Below are 16,425 nucleotides of genomic sequence, written 5' to 3' on the forward strand. Positions count from 1 at the left end.
TTTTTGGGCTTTAGGAATTTCTGATGACTGAACCGACGACACCGGAGACCCGGCTCTGGACCCCGGAGGGTTTTCGCGAAGACGAGTGGAGCCATGCCGAAAGCGCCGATGCGCTGGCCGGCAACGGCCGCTTTGTCCTGCCACTGCAGGCGTTTCTCGGCCTTGATGCGGAGGTGCGGCGCTCGGCAAAGGAGCGGCTTGGCGTGGTGCTGCAGCCAGGCGACCAGCTGGAGAAGATTGCCGATCTGCTCGACCAGCTGTCGCTGGTGGCGCTGGCCTTTCCGGCCTTCAACGATGGCCGCTCCTTCTCCAAGGGCGAGCTACTGCGCAGCCGTTACCATTTCGAGGGCGCGGTCCGTGCCACCGGGCAAGTTCTTGTCGACCAACTGCCGCATATGCTGCGGCTCGGCTTCGACGAGTTCGAGATTTCCAACCCGGTGCTGCTGAAGCGCCTGGAAGAAGGCCGCGTCGGCGGGCTCGGGCTGTATTATCAGCCGACCGAAGCGTCTGAGCCGAAGGGGCCGAAATACTCCTGGCGGCGCGTTCGCAACAGCTGACGCAGCGGTAATTCCACCCGCCTTTACATCAGCTGAAATCGAGCCTTCTCTTGGCGGTCCAGACGGAAACATCCGCGTGACGCCAGGGGAGGAGCCATGGATTTCGACTATGTCATTGCCGGTGGCGGGTCTGCCGGCTGCACGCTTGCCGCACGGCTCTCGGAAGATGCGTCGAAAACCGTCTGCCTGATCGAAGCGGGCGGCGAGGGCAGGAACCTGCTCATCCGGGCGCCGGCGGGCATCATCGCGCTGCTGCCTGGCCGGCCGAAGATCAACAATTGGGGATTGCAAACGGTGCCGCAGCAAGGGCTTGGCGGCCGCAAGGGCTACCAGCCGCGCGGCAAGGCGCTTGGCGGCTCCAGCGCCATCAATGCCATGCTCTACACGCGAGGGCATCGCGGCGATTACGACGAATGGGCCGGTCTCGGCTGCCAGGGCTGGTCGTGGGGCGAGGTGCTGCCCTATTTCAAGCGCGCCGAAGGCAACCAGCGCGGCGCGGATGCGCTGCACGGCAGCGACGGGCCGCTCAGGGTCGGCGAACAGCAGGAGCCGCGCCCGATCGCGCGCGCCTTTGTCGAGGCTTGTGGCGAAAACCAGATCCGCCGCAATGATGATTTCAACGGGCCGGAACAGGAAGGGGCGGGGCTTTATCAGGTCACGCAATTCTGGGGTGGGGACCGAAATGGCGAACGCTGCTCGGCAGCCGCCGCCTATCTGCATCCGGCGATGAGCCGGCCGAACCTCACCGTCATCACCGGCGCGCATGCCACCGGCATTGTGCTAGACGGCAAGCGCGCCACCGGGGTTCGGTACCGCAAGGGCAACAGCGAGGCCGTGGCCAAGGCCAGGCGCGAGGTCATCGTCTGCGGCGGCGCCTTCGGCTCGCCGCAGCTCCTGCTCCTATCCGGCATCGGTCCGGCCGACGAGCTTGCCGGGCACGGCATTGCCGTCACGCACGAACTGCCCGGCGTCGGGAAGAACCTGCAAGACCATCTCGATTTCATCCTGGCCTGGACGTCGAAGGATGCCGACATGATGGGCATCGGTCTGCGCGGTCTGCCCGGCCTGCTCAGGCACATAATGCGCTGGCGCAGAAACGGCACCGGCATGATCGCCACGCCCTATGCGGAAGGTGGCGCCTTCCTCAAATCCGATCCGGCGGTCGACCGGCCCGATTTGCAACTGCATTTCTGTATCGCCATCGTCGACGATCATGGGCGCAAGCTGCATCTGGGCTACGGTTTTTCCTGCCATGTCTGCGTGCTTCGGCCGCATTCGCGCGGCGAGGTCGGCCTGTCGAGCCCGGACCCGCTGGCGCCGCCGCGCATCGATCCGCGCTTTTTATCCGACGAACGGGACGGGGACCTGCTGCTCAAGGGTGCCAGGATGATGCGCGGCATTTTGGAGGCGCCGGCGCTGGCAAAGTACCGCGACAGGGAGATCTATACCGCCGGCGTTTCCAGCGATGCCGAGCTGATGGCCCATATCCGCGCTCGCGCCGACACGATCTATCACCCGGCCGGCACCTGCAAGATGGGCGTCGACGCCATGGCCGTCGTCGATCCGCAGCTCAAGGTGCGCGGACTACAGGGGCTGCGTGTCGTCGACGCCTCGGTGATGCCGACGCTGATCGGCGGCAATACCAATGCGCCGACCATCATGATTGCCGAAAAGGCGGCTGATATGATCAGGGCCGCTGCCTGATTTCTCGCCTCGTGGTCGGACCAACTTTGCCGTTTCCCCCTGACTGCGCTGATAAGCCGCCCAACTCACGTCTAGCAAACTTCAATCTGGTCAGACCAATTGTGCGATTTGGGCTTTTCCTTTCGCGAGCCTGCCCTTAGGATAGGGCCATTATTTCGCGATCCGAAATAATGGCCAGCAAGGGAGGAGACCGGCATGGCAGGCAAGAAGATATTGATGCTCGTTGGCGAGTTCAGCGAGGAGTATGAGATTTTCGTCTTTGAACAGGCGATGCATGCGGTTGGCCACACCGTCCACGTCGTCTGTCCCGACAAGAAGGCCGGCGACATATTGAAGACCTCGCTGCACGATTTCGAGGGCCACCAGACCTACACCGAAAAGCTCGGCCACGATTACATCCTCAACAAGACGTTTTCCGAGGTCGATCCGGCTCAATATGATGCCGTCTATGCCGCCGGCGGGCGTGGTCCCGAATATATCCGCATCGACAAAAGGGTGCAGGCGTTGGTCAGGCATTTCCACGAGACCGGCAAGCCGATCTTCACCATCTGCCACGGTGTGCAGATCCTGATCGCGGTCGACGGCGTGGTGCGCGGCAGGGAAGTCGCGGCGCTGCAATATTGCGAGCCGGAGGTGACGCTTGCCGGCGGCATCTACATCGATGTCGCGCCGACCGGCGCCCATGTCGACGGCAATCTGGTGTCGGCCAAGGGCTGGCCCGGCCTCGCCGCCTTCATGCGCGAATGTCTGAAGGTGCTCGGCACCGAAATCCGCGATGGCAAGGCTCTGATGCGCGACGAGCGCAAGGCCGCCTGAGCAGCTTTTGGAAATAGCCGGTTCTGGAAATCCGCCGCGCCTTGGCGCGGCGGATTATTTCAGGCCATAGCCCGCGCCTCGCGAAACGAGATCAGCTTGCGGCGCTTCTCGTCCCAAAGCGCCAGCTTGACGCAGCGCAGGCTGTCGAGCAGCGTGACGCGGCCGATGCCGCGCAGTTCCGGATAGTCGCGCAGCACTTCCTGCAGCCTGTAGCCCGGCACCTTGGCCGAGAGATGGTGGACGTGGTGGACGCCGATATTGCCGGTGAACCAGTTCAGCACCGGCGGCAGGTCATAATAGGACGAGCCGTGCAGCGCGGCACGCTGGAACTCCCACTCTTCGTCTTTCGCCCATTCCGTCTCCTCGAACTGGTGCTGGACGTAGAATAGCCAGATGCCGGCCGAACCGGCGAGGACAACGATGGGCAGATGGACGACCAGGAAAGCGCCGGGGCCGATCCACCAGATGAGAAGGGCTGCGGCAATCGCAATGGCGAGATTGGTGGTCATCGACGACACCCAGGGCGTCAGCCCGCCGCGCATCATGCCGATCGGCAGTCTCTGCTCGAAGATGAACAGCCAGATCGGCCCGAGGCCGAACATCACCAGCGGATGGCGGTAAAGACGATAGGCAAGGCGCCCGCGCCATGACAGGCGCCGGTACTCGGCCAGGGTCAGCGTCCTGATGTCGCCCATGCCGCGCTCGTCGAGGTTGCCGGCGCTAGCATGATGCACTGCATGAGCGCGGCGCCAGCAGTCGTAGGGCGTCAGTGTCAGCACGCCCAGCGCGCGGCCAATCCAGTCGTCGGCGGTGCGGTTGGCGAAGAAGGAGCCGTGGCCGCAATCGTGCTGGATCATGAAGATCCGCACCAGAAAGCCGGCGGCGGGAAGGATGAGGATCAGACCCCACCAGTGGCCGTAGGAATACGCAGCCGAAGAGAGCGCCCACAGCGTGACGAAAGGAATGAGGGTGATGGCCAGTTCCAGGGTGCTACGCCGCCGGTCGGGCTTTTTGTAGCGCGCCAGAATCTTCAACCAGGCGCGCTTGCTGTTGGCGGCCGTCTCGGGGGAAATCATGTTCATCAGGAAGCATAGGCGGGCCTCCCCGCTGCCGCAAGGACAAGCTCACGCTAAATTACTGCGCGTAATTGTCGCGCGATTGCATCGCTATAGCCGGCGTTGGCCGCCTGCCACGCTGGCTTCTATGCCGTCCAGACGGTCGAGCAGATCCCGAAAATGCTCCGGAATGTCGGCCTCGGTGCGGAATGCCGGCAAGCTGCGCAGGAAGCGCTTCGTTGCCTCGGTGCCGAACTGGCGCTTGATATCGGCGGCGAGCTCTTCGCTCCTGTTGCCGTTCTTGCCTGTCATTGTCCCAAAATCCTGTATTGGCTTCGAAACTCCTCCAGCCACGGAATGGTTCCCCCATAGCGCGGTATTGGCAAGCAAAGCCGGCAATCACGGTAAAATTTGAATTAATTTCGAAAGACCCTCGCGATCCGTGCCAAGGTCCTCTGAACGGCCCCAAGCATCGCTTGCCCCTTGATTTTTGACCGCCAAACCTCGATATCGGGCGCAAATCCAAACCATTCGAATGACGGGAAACGGCGATGAGCGACCAGGCAAAAGACGAACGCGCGCCCGAGGATATCGAAACGGCCGAGGCCGAGCGCACGCAAGGCGGCATTGACGGCGACTATGAAGCGCTGGTGCGGCTGCTGAAGGAAAATGAAGAGCTGAAGGACCGCGCGCTGCGCGTGGCGGCAGAGATGGAAAATCTGCGCCGCCGCACCGCCCGCGACGTGCATGACGCGCGCGCCTATGCGGTGGCCAATTTCGCCCGCGACATGCTGTCGGTGTCGGACAATCTGCGCCGCGCGCTCGATGCCATCCCGGCCGAGGCCAAGGCAGCCGGAGATGCCGGCTTCAAGGCGCTGATCGACGGCGTCGAGATCACCGAGCGCGCCATGCTGTCGGCGCTGGAGCGGCACGGGGTCAAGAAGCTCGAGCCGGAAGGCGAGAAGTTCGACCCGAATTTCCACCAGGCGATGTTCGAGGTGCCCAATCCCGACGTGCCAGCCAACACCGTGGTCCAGGTCGTGCAGCCGGGCTATTCGATCGGCGAGCGCGTGCTGCGGCCCGCCATGGTCGGCGTCGCCAAGGGCGGCCCCAAGATCGCGGCCGCCGAGGCGCCTGTCGAGCCGGGTCCGGTGAACGAGCAGGCCGAGAAGGATGCGTGAGAGAGCGAGTAGCGAATAGGGACTAGCGAGTAGGGGACTGATACTAATCTGTGGCTTCGTGCTATTCCCCTACTCACTATTCGCTACTCACTATTCGCTCAGCCCATGAATCCCATCGACCTCCTCGACTATGCTGGCGTCGCCGTCTTTGCGGCGACCGGGGCGCTGGCGGCTTCGCGCAAGCAGCTCGACATTATCGGTTTCCTGTTCCTGGCCAGCGTCACCGGCATCGGCGGCGGCACGCTGCGCGACGTCATCCTCAACCTGCCCGTCTTTTGGGTCGGCAACTCAGGCTATGTGCTGATCTGCGCAGTGGTTGCGGTGCTGGTCTTCTTTACTGCCCACCGCGTCGAATCCCGCTGGAAATGGCTGCTCTGGCTCGATGCCATCGGATTGGCGGCCTTTTCGGTGATGGGCGCGGCCAAGGGGCTGGCCATTACCGGTTCCCCGGTCGTCTCCGTCATTATGGGCGTGCTGACCGCCACATTCGGTGGCATCCTGCGCGATCTGCTGGCCGGCGAGCCATCAGTGCTGCTGAGGCCCGAAATCTACGTCAGCGCGGCGCTGGCGGGCGCCGGCCTCTACACACTTGGCGATCTTATCGGATTGCCGCCGCTCGCCTCGGACCTTGCCGGCTTTGTCGCGGCTTTCCTGGTGCGTGGCGGTGCGCTCAAATTCGGCTGGACGTTTCCGTCCTACAAGAGCCGGCCGGGACGGCGGCCGGAGGATATTCCGTAAGGGGGAAGTGAGTAGGGATTGGTGAGTAGGGAATAGTCAGTAGTCACGAACTCCGGCAGCCTTCCCTACTGCCTACTGCCTACTGCCTACTGCCTACTGCCTACTGCCTACTGCCTACTGCCTACTGCCTCACGCCGCAAAGCGCTGCGCTTCGCCGCCATAATAGTTGACGTAGCGGGCGCCGATTTCCTTGACCGGCATCACCACGAACACATCGACGGTGGAGAATTCGCGGTCGATGACGCAGCCGTCGCCGATGCGGGCGCCGACGCGCAGATAGCCCTTGACCAGCGGCGGCATGGCCGCGATCGCCGCCTTGGCGTTTACCGCCTCGATCGGCATCAGGTCCATCGAGCAATAGCGCCCGGACACAGCCCGCACATCCCAGGCTGAGTTGGTGCGGCAGTGATGGGCAAGATAGGTAAGCGCCTCGGCATGCGCCGCCGGCACCGTGCCGTGGAACGAGGCACAGCCGGTCATCACACCGATCTCATAGTGCTTGATATAGGCCCAGATGCCTTGCCACAGCGCCTCGATGGTGCGCTTGGAGCGGTATTCCTTAAGAACGCAGGAGCGGCCGAGCTCAAGGAAGCGCTGTCCGGGATGACGGGCAATCAGCTTTGTCAACTCGAACTCGCCTTCGGAATAGAAGCCGCCGGCGGTCGCTGCGATTTCTTGCCGCAGCAGCCGATAAGTGCCGACGATGCGGCGATGCTCGGGTCCGGAAATCGAGGTGTCCAGCACCAGCAGATGGTCGCAGAGCGGGTCGAAACGGTCGGCATCACGCCGATCCTGTGCCTGGAACAGGTCCTTCCTGGCGCCAAGCTCGTCATAAAATACCCGGTAGCGCACTTCCTGCGCGGCAGCGATCTCGGCTTCGTTGCGGGCAAGCCGCACCTCGAGATTACCGATCCGGCCCAGCGGTGCGCCTGTTGCGACGGCATCGGCGTTACGCGCGGCGAGCAAAGCACCGCCTGCGTTGGGCCGAGTGTCACATTCCGGCATAACTGTATGCACGAGTGATTCTCCTTCGAGCCATCCCTCTTGGCACGGGGATACGGTGTAGGTGCAACAGGATTGTGACAGTACCGTGATACGGCGTAGCGGGCAATACTTCGTCGGCTGGCGAAAACCCTCAACCGGCTACCTTACGTGGCGGCAGAGAGCACGTTGGGGCGGCCTCAGGCGGCCACCTGGCCTTCGACGGCATGGACCAAAGCGTCGGGGTCTAACGGCTTGGTGACGAAGCCGCTGGCGCCATGGGCAAGCACTGTGTGGCGGGTCTTTTCCTGGCTGTCGGCCGAAAGCACCATGATCGGAACCGGCGGCACGGCCATTTCTTCCTCGTGGCGGCGGATGGCCGCGATTGCGTCCAGCCCGTCCATGACCGGCATGTGCAGATCCATCAGCACCACGTCAAAGCGATGTTTCAGCCCGGCTTCGGTTATCGCCTCGACCGCCGCCTTGCCGTTGCCGACCACCTTGACCCGGTGGCCTGCCTTCAAGAGGGTGGCGCGGGCCAGCATGGCGTTGATGTCGTTGTCTTCGGCAATCAGCACCGACAGGCCTTGATGGCGCGCGCCAGCGGCGCGAAGCGACGACGCGCCGCTTTTTTCCGGCTTCGTGGGCAGGGGTAAAGCAGGAGCATGGCTGGTCAACAACACGCGCAGCAGCGTTTCGCCGCGCACCGGCCTTGCCAGGAAGGTGGCGTAGCCGCTGGCGCGGAATTCGCCAAGCATGCCGCGGTCGGTCGGCGCGATCAGCGTGATCGCCTCGCAATCGGCAAAGCCGCTCTGGCGCAGGCGCTTGAGCAGCCTGCCGTCGCTATCTTCCGTAGCGGCGTCGATCAACAGCACGTCGCAATGTTCGGTGAAAGGCGTCGCCTGGGCAGCGGTCGCGGCCACATCGACGGCGCCGCCATAGGCGCGAATGGTGCGGGCGATGGCATTGGCCTCGACAGCGTTCTTCGACACGATCACGGCGCGCCGGCCGGCGAGGATGTTCTGCCGGTTCTGCGGCGCTTCGGTGGCTCCTGTGGCCGGGAGCTCGAAGACGAATTCCGATCCCTCACCAAGCCGGCTCGACACTGAAATGGCGCCGCCCATGGCGGTCACCAGGCGCCTCGATATGGCAAGGCCGAGGCCGGCGCCGCCATGGGTGCGGGTCGAGGTGCCGTCGGACTGTTCGAACTCCTCGAAGATGCGCTCCATATCCTCTTCGCGCAGGCCAGGGCCCGTGTCGGCGACGGTGAAGCAGATGCGGTCGCTGGTCTCGGTGCGGGCCCGTGCAACGGAAACCAGCACGCCGCCGGCGTCGGTGAACTTGATCGCATTGCCGATCAGGTTGAGCAGCACTTGCCTCACTCTTCCCGGATCGGCCATGATCATCTGCGGCACGTCGGGCTCGACGTGACAGCCGAGACCGATGTTCTTGGCGAAGGCTTTCGCCGCCATCAGTTCGATGATGTTGTCGGCAATCTCACGCAACGATGTCGGCTGCGGCTCCGGGTCGAAGCGGCCGGCCTCGATCTTGGAATAATCGAGCAGGTCCTCGATGAGCGCCAAAAGCGCGCTGGCCGAGGTCGAGACGGCGCTGACATAGGTGCGCTGCTCCGGCGACAGATTGGTGTCGGCCAGCAGCTTGGCCATCCCCATGATGCCGTTCATCGGCGTGCGGATCTCATGGCTGACGGTGGCGAGGAAGCGCGACTTGGCCTGGCTGGCATATTCAGCGCGCTCGCGCGCTGTGATGAGCGAGGATTCGGCACGTTTGCGGGCGGTGATGTCGCGGGCAATCGCCCGGTGCGAAACGGCGCCGCTATCCTTGTCGCGCACCGACAGTTCGATCCACGAGAACCAGCGCGGGCCGCTCGGTGTGCGGATGGAGACGTCGGTGGAACTCAGGCATTCGTGATCCGAAAAGGCGGCGTCGGGAACGATACCGACATCGATGCCTAGGTCAGCCAGCGTCCTGCTGGCAAGATCGCGCTGATCGATTCCGACGAGGCTGGCGAAAACCTTGTTGGCATAGACGATGTGGCCGTCGCGGTCGCGGTGGACGACGAGATCGCCGAGCGCATCGATCAAGCCGCGAAAACGCTCCTCGCTCTCCTGCATTTCCCACATGCGGTCGGCAAGCGTCTCGATCTCGGCGCGGCTGCGGGCGGCGGTTTCGTCGAGCAAGGCGGTCGCGCGATGTACGGTGCGGCGGCCGCGCAGATGCATGGCGACCCCGCCAAGGCCGGTCGCCAGCAGGCCGAGCGTGATGAAGATCGGCGCGCCGGTGAGGTGGGACAGGCCCGCCAGCACGACACTGGCGACCACGGTCAAGAACAGCAGGCCCTCGTGCGTGGCGCGCGGAAAATCCGGCGCCAGCGGCGGTGGGACAACATGCTGCCGCTTCGGCGTTGCCGGGCTCGGCCCGTCGACGCTTTCGGCACGGTTTTTCTCTTTCCTGGCGGACTCCGCGATCATGCGGAAATCCTTGCCAGATAGAGATTATGGAAAAGCGCGGCGGATCGTTCGAATTTTAGCGGTCATGCATTTTTGGCGGTTTTCCGCATCGCATGATCTTTTCCGAATACCGGATTCCCTTTTCGGGATCATGCTTCCGAGCCTCACATATCCACCACCACGCGGCCCCTGATCTTGCCCTCGACGATGTCGTGAGCGGCGGCGATGATGCCGTCGAAGCCGATGGTCGTCGACAGGCCGGCGAGCTTTTCCAGATTGAGATCGCTGCCGATGCGGCGCCAGGCCTCCAGGCGCACCGCCTTGGGCGCCATCACCGAATCGATGCCAAGCAGCGAGACGCCACGCAGGATGAACGGCGCCACGCTCGACGGCAGATCCATGCCGCCGGCCAGGCCGCAAGCGGCGACCGCGCCGCCGTAGGCGGTCATCGACAGCACATTGGCCAGAGTGTGGCTGCCGACGGCATCGATGCCGCCGGCCCAGCGCTCCTTGGCCAGCGGCTTGGCCGGCTGGGAGAGTTCGTCGCGCGAAATCACTTCGGCGGCGCCGAGGTCGATCAGATAGGGGCTCTCGGCGTTGCGGCCGGTCGAGGCGATGACGTGGTAGCCGAGGCTGGACAGGATCGAGACCGCGACCGAGCCGACGCCGCCGGCGGCACCCGTCACCACCACCGGTCCGCGATCCGGCAGGATGCCGTGCCGCTCCAGCGCCATGACGCACAGCATCGCCGTATAGCCGGCGGTGCCGACCGCCATCGCATCGTGGGCGCTGATGCCGTCGGGCAACGGCACCAGCCAGTCGCCCTTGACACGGGCGCGCCCGGCATAGGCGCCGAAATGCGTTTCGCCGACACCCCAGCCGTTGAGGATGACCTTGTCGCCCTTGCGCCAGTCGGCGTGCGACGACGAGAGAACGGTACCGGCGAAATCGATGCCCGGCACCAGCGGCCAGCGGCGGATCACCGGCGCCTTGCCTGTGATGGCCAGCCCGTCCTTGTAGTTGACCGTCGTCGCCTCGACCGCAACGGTGACATCGCCTTCCATCAGCTCGGCTTCGCTGAGGTCGACGATCTCGACCGACTGCTTCTTTTCGGCGTCTCGCGAAACGAGGATGGCTTTGAAGGTCTCGGACACTTTTTTCTCCTCGGTCGAACAGCTGTGAAGGCTGGCAAGGGCTGGCCGGACTGTGCGGCGGCGGTCCGGCGAGGTCAATCAGTCGAAAGAAGCATTCAGGCGTCGGGGCTTTCCGGCTTCGCCTCGCGCCGCCAGCCGATGAACTCGTCGAAGACGACCAGCGCCGCACCGACCGAGATGCAGGCGTCGGCGAGGTTGAAGATGGCGAAGGACCAAGTCTGCGTGTGGAACAGGATGTAGTCGATGACGTGGCCATACGTAGCGCGGTCGACGAGATTGCCGAGCGCGCCGCCGATGATCAGCGCGAAGCCGATGCGGGCAAGCACATGGCCGGGCGGCGTACGCGTCGCGAGATAGAGCACGAAAGCGACGACGAGAATCGCAATCACCACCAGACCGGTGTCGCCGAAGGACTCGAACATCGAAAAGGCAATGCCGGTGTTGAAGGTGCGAAACAGCGCCAGGAACGGCACCAGGTCAATCTTTTCCTGAAAGGCGAGGCTGGTCTCGACCAGGTATTTTATCCACTGGTCGAGCGCAAAGGCGACGACGGCAACCAGCGCATAGGGGGACCATGATTTCACGATTTGGCGTCCTCGGGAGCAAGCTTCAGGGCGCCGCGCCGGATCTCGAACAGCATGATTCCGGTGGCGACCGCCAGGTTCAGTGAATCGGCCCGGCCGGCCTGCGGAATCCGGAGCAGCCGGTCGCAGCTTTCCGCCAGGTTGTCGGGCAAGCCTTGCTGCTCGTTGCCCATCATCAGGAGCACCGGACCCCTGGAGAAATCGACCGAGCGGTAGTCGACGGCGCCTTTCAGGTGGGTTCCGACGACGAGGCCCGAAAAGCTGTTTCGCCAGGCCAGGAACGCGTCCGGCGTGGCCCTGGTTACCGGCACGGCGAAGATCGAGCCCATGGTGGCGCGCACGGTTTCGACGGAAAACGGGTCGGTGGTTTCGCCGACCAGGATGACGCCCTTGGCGCCGACGGCGTCGACGGTGCGGATGACAGTGCCGAGATTGCCGGGATCGCGCACCCGGTCGAGCGCCACCCAGACATCGCCGTCGCGGGCGCGGATGTCCTTCAGCGGCAGAAGTTTCTGCTGGAAAACGCCGACCACCATTTGCGGATTGTCGCGGCGGGTGATGGCGACCAGCACTTTTTCGGAGACTTCGAGAACCGTGCCGCCGGCGGCAACCGTGCGCGCCGCAACCTTTTCGACCGCCGGATTGCCACGACCGGCCTTGGCGAAAACCAGCGTCTTGATCGACCAGCCGAGATCGAGCGCGTCGATGACCAGCTTCAGCCCTTCGGCCATGAAGGCATTCTGCTGGTCGCGGAATTTCTTCTGCGCCAGCGCCTTGATGTCCTTGATCAGCGGATTGGCGAGGCTGGTGACTTCCTTCACCTGCCCCGGCGCGCCGGCGTGCCGCTCATTCATTTATGACTCCCGGGCACTCAGGCCACCCAGCGCGAAAACAGCGATGTCGACAGCGCCCGGCCGGCGGATTGCTCGCGGATGATCAGTTCGCCCGATTCAACCGTGCCGCCCATGCCGGCGAAGGTGTCGCGCATGAGGGCGTGGATGGCGAAGAACGAAGCGCGGATCGAATAGGCGGTCAGCACCACTGCCAGCGGCTTCGGCGTCAGGATCGCGCGGCAGAGGTCGGTCAGCCCGGGCAAATCCTCGAACAATTGCCAGACCTCGCCCTTTGGGCCGCGACCATAGGCGGGCGGGTCGAACAGGATGATGTCGTAGCGGCTGCCGCGGCGTTCCTCGCGCTCGGCGAATTTCACCGCGTCGTCGACGATCCAGCGGATCGGCTTGCTGCCGAGGCCGGCCATTTCCTGGTTTTCACGCGCCCAGCCGATCGCCTTCTTGGAGGCATCGACATGGGTGACCTCGGCACCCGCGCGGGCTGCCACGAGAGAAGCGAGCCCGGTGTAGCCGAACAGGTTTAGCACCTTGACCGGGCGCTTCGCCGCCGCGATCAGGCCGGCCATATGGTCCCAATGCGAAGCCTGCTCGGGAAAGACGCCGACATGGCGAAACGAGGTGAAGCGACCGAGATAATCAATGCCGTCATGCTTCATCGGCCAGGTCTCGCCAAGCGGCATTTTCGGAAAACGCCAGCGGCCGATTCCCTCCTCGTCGGTGTCGCCGGTGAAGACGGCGTCGGCGCGGTCCCAGTCCCTTGCCGGCAAGGCCTTTTGCCAGATCGCCTGGCCTTCGGGCCGCACGATGCGATAAGGGCCGTATTGTTCGAGTTTTTCGCCGGCACCGCTGTCGAGCAGCGCATAATCCTGATTGGGCGCCACCTCGAGGATCACCGGCAGGCGTTCGGCGGGCAGGGCGCCGTCGCGGCGCGCAAGGATGCGCGGCACGGGCTTGGGCTCAGACCGGTCGTCCGGGTTTGTTTCGTGGCGCTTGGCTTCCGGTCGGACTGGCGCAGCGGCCGGCTGCGGCCGCACGTGTTCGGCCCTGCCCTTTGCGGGCGGACGGTTGTCGCGGCGTTTGTCGCGAAAAGACTTCAAGCAGGAACGTCTCCGGAGGCGGCAGGCCGCTTTTGACATAGGGTCACCGGCTGCGCAAACAAAATGGTCCAACATACGAATGTCCGAGGTGGTGGACCTCGCCTGAGGAAACAGGCAAATCTGGGCGATGTCCCGTTCCGAACGCCTGCTCGACCTGATCCAGATCCTGCGCCGGCATCGCCGGCCGGTCAGCGGCCACACGCTTGCCGGCGAGATGAATGTGTCGATCCGCACGCTCTATCGCGACATCGCAACGCTGCAAGGGAAGGGCGCGCCGATCGAGGGCGAGGCGGGGCTGGGCTATGTGCTGAAACCCGGCTTCATGCTGCCGCCGCTGATGTTCACCGACGAGGAGATCGAGGCCATTGTGCTGGGATCGCGCTGGGTTGCCAGACAACCGGACAAGCGGCTGTCGGCGGCCGCCACCGACGCGCTGGCCAAGATCGCCGCGGTGCTGCCGGACGATCTGCGTGAAGACCTCGATGCCACCACGTTGCTCGTCGGGCCGCGCGGCGATGCCGTCGAGAGCATCGACCTCGGTGTGGTGCGTCAGGCGATCCGCAATGAGCGAAAACTCGGCTTTGTCTACCGCGATGCCGGTGGCGCCGCGTCCGAGCGCATGGTCTGGCCGTTTGCGATCGGCTTCTTCGACAAGGTGCGGGTGATGGTGGCCTGGTGCGAGACGCGCCAGGATTTCCGCCACTTTCGTGCCGACCGGATGTCCGACCTGAAGGCCACCGACGTCCGCTATCCGCGCCGCCGCCAGGCGATGCTGAAGGAATGGCGCGTCACGCTGGATGCGCCAAAGCGCCAGCCTGACGCGTGATACTTTTTCCATGCGCTCGCAAACCCGCTGCTGCCAGAATCTGACAGTGGGGCCGCGTATGCTCCTCCAATCGAACCCTGGAGAGCAGACATGAACACCCCCAATTTCGTCATCCTCTATGTCGACAGCCCAGAGCGGAGCGGCGCCTTTTACAGCGCGCTGTTGGGACGCCAGCCGGTGGAGACTTCGCCGACCTTTGTGCTGTTCGTGCTCGACAATGGCTTCAAGCTCGGCCTCTGGTCGCGCCATACGGTGGAGCCGGCGGCTGCCGCGGCAGGCGGTGGCGGCGAACTGGTGCTGGCGGTCGAAAACGCGGCAGCGGTCGATGCCACGCATACGGACTGGGCAGGGCACGGCCTGGCCATCCTGCAAACACCGACCGACATGGATTTCGGCCGCACCTTCGTTGCGCTCGATCCCGACAACCACCGGCTGCGCGTTTATTGGCTGAACGACGGAGAACAGGGATGAGTGCCCATTGGATCGCGGTGGCTTCCGCCGAACATGTGCGGCGCGGCCGCGAGGCCGGCTTCATGCAGGTCAATCACGGCAAGGCGGCGCCGTTGCGCCGCATCAAGCCAGGTGACGGCATCGTCTACTACTCGCCGACCACAATTCTGCGCGAGAAGGATCACCTGCAGGCCTTCACGGCGATCGGCACCGTGCGCGAAGGCGAACCTTACCAGGGCGACATGGGCGCCGGCTTTACGCCGTTCCGTAGGGATGTCGCATGGGCCAAGGCTGAGGAAGCACCAATCAAGCCGCTGCTCGAACAACTCGACTTCACCGCGGGCAAATCGAACTGGGGTTATCAGCTGCGCTTTGGCCTGTTCGAAATCACCGCGCATGATTTCTCGCTGATCGCCGAGGCGATGGGCGCCGAAACCACGAAGGCAGCCTAGGTCTTCAGCTCCCGGATTGGCACGGCCATGGTGACAAGGCTGCTGACGCCAAGCTGTCAGCAGCCTTGTGCGACAAGCGCATCGTCACCTGATCCGCCGCCTCCCCAAGGAGAATAATATGGACTTCGTCTCGATCCGCATCATCACCGACCAGATCAAACCTCTGGTGGCATTCTACGAGACGATCACCGGGCTTAGCGCAAGCTGGTTCACCGACGATTTCGCCGAGCTGGCAACGCCCTCCTGCACGCTGGCGATCGGCAGCACGCGCACGCTGGCGCTGTTCGGGGCGGATGTGGCGCAGCCGGCCGCCAATCGCTCAGTGATCATCGAGTTTCGTGTCGGCGATGTCGACGCGGAGTACAGCAGGCTGGCGAAAATCATCGGCGGCTTCGTCCAGACGCCGACGACGATGCCGTGGGGCAACCGATCGCTGATGCTGCGCGACCCCGACGGCAATCTGGTGAACTTCTTCACCCCGGTCAGCGCGGAAGCGATCCGGAAGTTCGATCGCAAGGCTGGCGCCGTAGCGGCGGCAGACGCTACGGCTTGAGAGCGTTGTAGACGGCGATGCCGGCGGCGAGGTCCTCAAGCGCTGCGCCGACCGACTTGAACAGCGTGATCTCACCGGGGCTCTGCCGGCCTTGTTTTTCGCCGCGCGCCAGTTCATGCAGATCGGCGACGATGGCCTCCGGCTTCAGCACGCCGGAGGCGAGCGGCTGGACGATGTCACCGGCTTCCTTGGTGGCGCCGGCGCGGGTGTCGACATAGATGCGGGCACGCGTGATCGCGTCGTCGTCGCTTTCGCGCATGGTCGGCGTGAAGCCGCCGACCAGATCGACATGCGCGCCCGGCTTCAGCAGCGCACCCTTGACGAGCGGAGCCGTCGTGATCGTCGCCGATGAGACGATGTCGGCCTGAGCAAGCTCGGCGTCGAGATCGCTAGCAGCTTCAGCGTTGAAACCTTCCTTGCGCAAATCGGCCGCAACCTTTTTGGCATTGGCGGGCGTGCGGTTCCAGATGCGGATGGTCTTGATCGGCCGAACCGCCGAATGCGCCTTGGCCAGGAATGGCGACAGCGCGCCGGCGCCTACCACCAAGAGCCGCGAGGCGTCCTCGCGGGCGAGATAGGAGGCGGCGAGCGCCGAGGCGCAAGCGGTGCGCCACTGCGTCAGCCGCTGGCCGTCGATCAGCGCCTCGGGCTCGCCTGTGGCGCCGTTGAGCAGGAGGTAGAGCCCCATCACAGCCGGTTTGCCGATGGCGTTGTTGTCGGGCGATACGGTGACGATCTTGACGCCGATATGGCCGCCCGCCGAGGTGCCGGCGGCATGGAAGTCGGTCCAGGCCGGCATCAAAAGCAGCGTGGACGTGGCGCCGTCGGGTCGCTCGACGCCGTGATGGTGTCGGACAGGTTGTACAGCACCCTCGCGGAAGGCCGTCCGCAATGTCTCGACCAGTCCGGGAAAGGTCAGCGCCTGGTCGACAGCGTCGGCCGAAATGGTCAGCAT

At 64.3% G+C, this 16,425-nt stretch carries 18 protein-coding genes; 9 read left to right on the plus strand and 9 right to left on the minus strand.

The window, feature by feature from the left end:
• The first annotated feature begins 23 nt into the window (after positions 1 to 23).
• The 3 genes from FJV77_RS23435 (at position 24) to FJV77_RS23445 (ending at position 3,077) form a co-directional block, all read left to right on the plus strand.
• Complete coding sequence (locus tag FJV77_RS23435; protein WP_142868979.1) at positions 24 to 557, plus strand: DUF934 domain-containing protein; 534 nt, start codon at positions 24 to 26, stop codon at positions 555 to 557.
• Between the two features lie 96 nt (positions 558 to 653).
• Entirely contained in the window at positions 654 to 2,261 is a 1,608-nt protein-coding gene (locus tag FJV77_RS23440) for a GMC family oxidoreductase N-terminal domain-containing protein (protein ID WP_142868980.1), read from the plus strand.
• A 195-nt stretch (positions 2,262 to 2,456) separates the two neighbouring features.
• A complete protein-coding gene (locus tag FJV77_RS23445; RefSeq protein WP_142868981.1) occupies positions 2,457 to 3,077 on the plus strand; it encodes a DJ-1/PfpI family protein in 621 nt (206 codons plus the stop codon).
• A 59-nt stretch (positions 3,078 to 3,136) separates the two neighbouring features.
• Here FJV77_RS23445 and FJV77_RS23450 read toward each other — a convergent pair whose 3' ends face one another.
• Positions 3,137 to 4,159: a fatty acid desaturase gene (locus FJV77_RS23450; RefSeq protein WP_142868982.1), complete on the minus strand. Its 1,023-nt coding sequence runs from the start codon at positions 4,157 to 4,159 to the stop codon at positions 3,137 to 3,139.
• Positions 4,160 to 4,243: 84 nt separating this feature from the next.
• On the minus strand, positions 4,244 to 4,444 hold the full coding sequence (locus tag FJV77_RS23455; RefSeq protein ID WP_142868983.1) for a hypothetical protein: 201 nt from the start codon (positions 4,442 to 4,444) through the stop codon (positions 4,244 to 4,246).
• A 239-nt stretch (positions 4,445 to 4,683) separates the two neighbouring features.
• Between FJV77_RS23455 and grpE the strand changes: the two genes are divergently transcribed.
• Together grpE and FJV77_RS23465 are read left to right on the plus strand one after the other, a co-directional pair.
• Positions 4,684 to 5,313, plus strand: a complete 630-nt coding sequence (gene grpE / locus FJV77_RS23460) for a nucleotide exchange factor GrpE (protein ID WP_112562714.1) — start codon at positions 4,684 to 4,686, stop codon at positions 5,311 to 5,313.
• Between the two features lie 105 nt (positions 5,314 to 5,418).
• Positions 5,419 to 6,051, plus strand: coding sequence for a trimeric intracellular cation channel family protein (locus tag FJV77_RS23465; RefSeq protein WP_142868984.1), 633 nt, complete (start codon positions 5,419 to 5,421; stop codon positions 6,049 to 6,051).
• 129 nt (positions 6,052 to 6,180) lie between these two features.
• Here the strand turns inward: FJV77_RS23465 and FJV77_RS23470 are convergent, their stop codons facing one another.
• The 6 genes from FJV77_RS23470 to FJV77_RS23495 form a co-directional block, all read right to left on the minus strand.
• Entirely contained in the window at positions 6,181 to 7,068 is an 888-nt protein-coding gene (locus FJV77_RS23470; RefSeq protein ID WP_142868985.1) for a GNAT family N-acetyltransferase, read from the minus strand.
• A gap of 164 nt (positions 7,069 to 7,232) precedes the next feature.
• The gene (locus FJV77_RS23475; protein WP_142868986.1) at positions 7,233 to 9,524 is read right to left on the minus strand and encodes an ATP-binding protein; all 2,292 of its coding nucleotides are present in this window, start codon (positions 9,522 to 9,524) and stop codon (positions 7,233 to 7,235) included.
• A 143-nt stretch (positions 9,525 to 9,667) separates the two neighbouring features.
• The gene (locus FJV77_RS23480) at positions 9,668 to 10,657 is read right to left on the minus strand and encodes an MDR family oxidoreductase (RefSeq protein WP_142868987.1); all 990 of its coding nucleotides are present in this window, start codon (positions 10,655 to 10,657) and stop codon (positions 9,668 to 9,670) included.
• A gap of 95 nt (positions 10,658 to 10,752) precedes the next feature.
• Entirely contained in the window at positions 10,753 to 11,241 is a 489-nt protein-coding gene (gene lspA / locus FJV77_RS23485; RefSeq protein ID WP_142868988.1) for a signal peptidase II, read from the minus strand.
• Entirely contained in the window at positions 11,238 to 12,095 is an 858-nt protein-coding gene (locus FJV77_RS23490; protein WP_142868989.1) for an RNA methyltransferase, read from the minus strand. The genes lspA and FJV77_RS23490 overlap by 4 nt, the downstream gene beginning before the upstream one ends.
• 17 nt (positions 12,096 to 12,112) lie before the next feature.
• Positions 12,113 to 13,189, minus strand: a complete 1,077-nt coding sequence (locus FJV77_RS23495; RefSeq protein ID WP_142868990.1) for a class I SAM-dependent rRNA methyltransferase — start codon at positions 13,187 to 13,189, stop codon at positions 12,113 to 12,115.
• A gap of 127 nt (positions 13,190 to 13,316) precedes the next feature.
• Here FJV77_RS23495 and FJV77_RS23500 point away from each other — a divergent pair, with 127 nt between their 5' ends.
• From FJV77_RS23500 to FJV77_RS23515, 4 genes are all read left to right on the plus strand, one after another.
• A complete protein-coding gene (locus FJV77_RS23500) occupies positions 13,317 to 14,015 on the plus strand; it encodes a YafY family protein (protein ID WP_142868991.1) in 699 nt (232 codons plus the stop codon).
• A 90-nt stretch (positions 14,016 to 14,105) separates the two neighbouring features.
• Positions 14,106 to 14,486: a VOC family protein gene (locus tag FJV77_RS23505; protein WP_142868992.1), complete on the plus strand. Its 381-nt coding sequence runs from the start codon at positions 14,106 to 14,108 to the stop codon at positions 14,484 to 14,486.
• Positions 14,483 to 14,917: an EVE domain-containing protein gene (locus FJV77_RS23510; protein ID WP_142868993.1), complete on the plus strand. Its 435-nt coding sequence runs from the start codon at positions 14,483 to 14,485 to the stop codon at positions 14,915 to 14,917. The genes FJV77_RS23505 and FJV77_RS23510 overlap by 4 nt, the downstream gene beginning before the upstream one ends.
• 118 nt (positions 14,918 to 15,035) lie before the next feature.
• The gene (locus FJV77_RS23515) at positions 15,036 to 15,470 is read left to right on the plus strand and encodes a VOC family protein (protein ID WP_142868994.1); all 435 of its coding nucleotides are present in this window, start codon (positions 15,036 to 15,038) and stop codon (positions 15,468 to 15,470) included.
• On the opposite strand, the gene FJV77_RS23520 is transcribed toward FJV77_RS23515, so the two are convergent.
• On the minus strand, positions 15,460 to 16,425 hold the full coding sequence (locus FJV77_RS23520) for an ornithine cyclodeaminase family protein (protein WP_142868995.1): 966 nt from the start codon (positions 16,423 to 16,425) through the stop codon (positions 15,460 to 15,462). The two genes, FJV77_RS23515 and FJV77_RS23520, sit on opposite strands and share 11 nt — an antisense overlap.

Origin of the sequence: Mesorhizobium sp. WSM4306, assembly GCF_007003975.1 — a bacterium.
Lineage (GTDB): Bacteria > Pseudomonadota > Alphaproteobacteria > Rhizobiales > Rhizobiaceae > Mesorhizobium.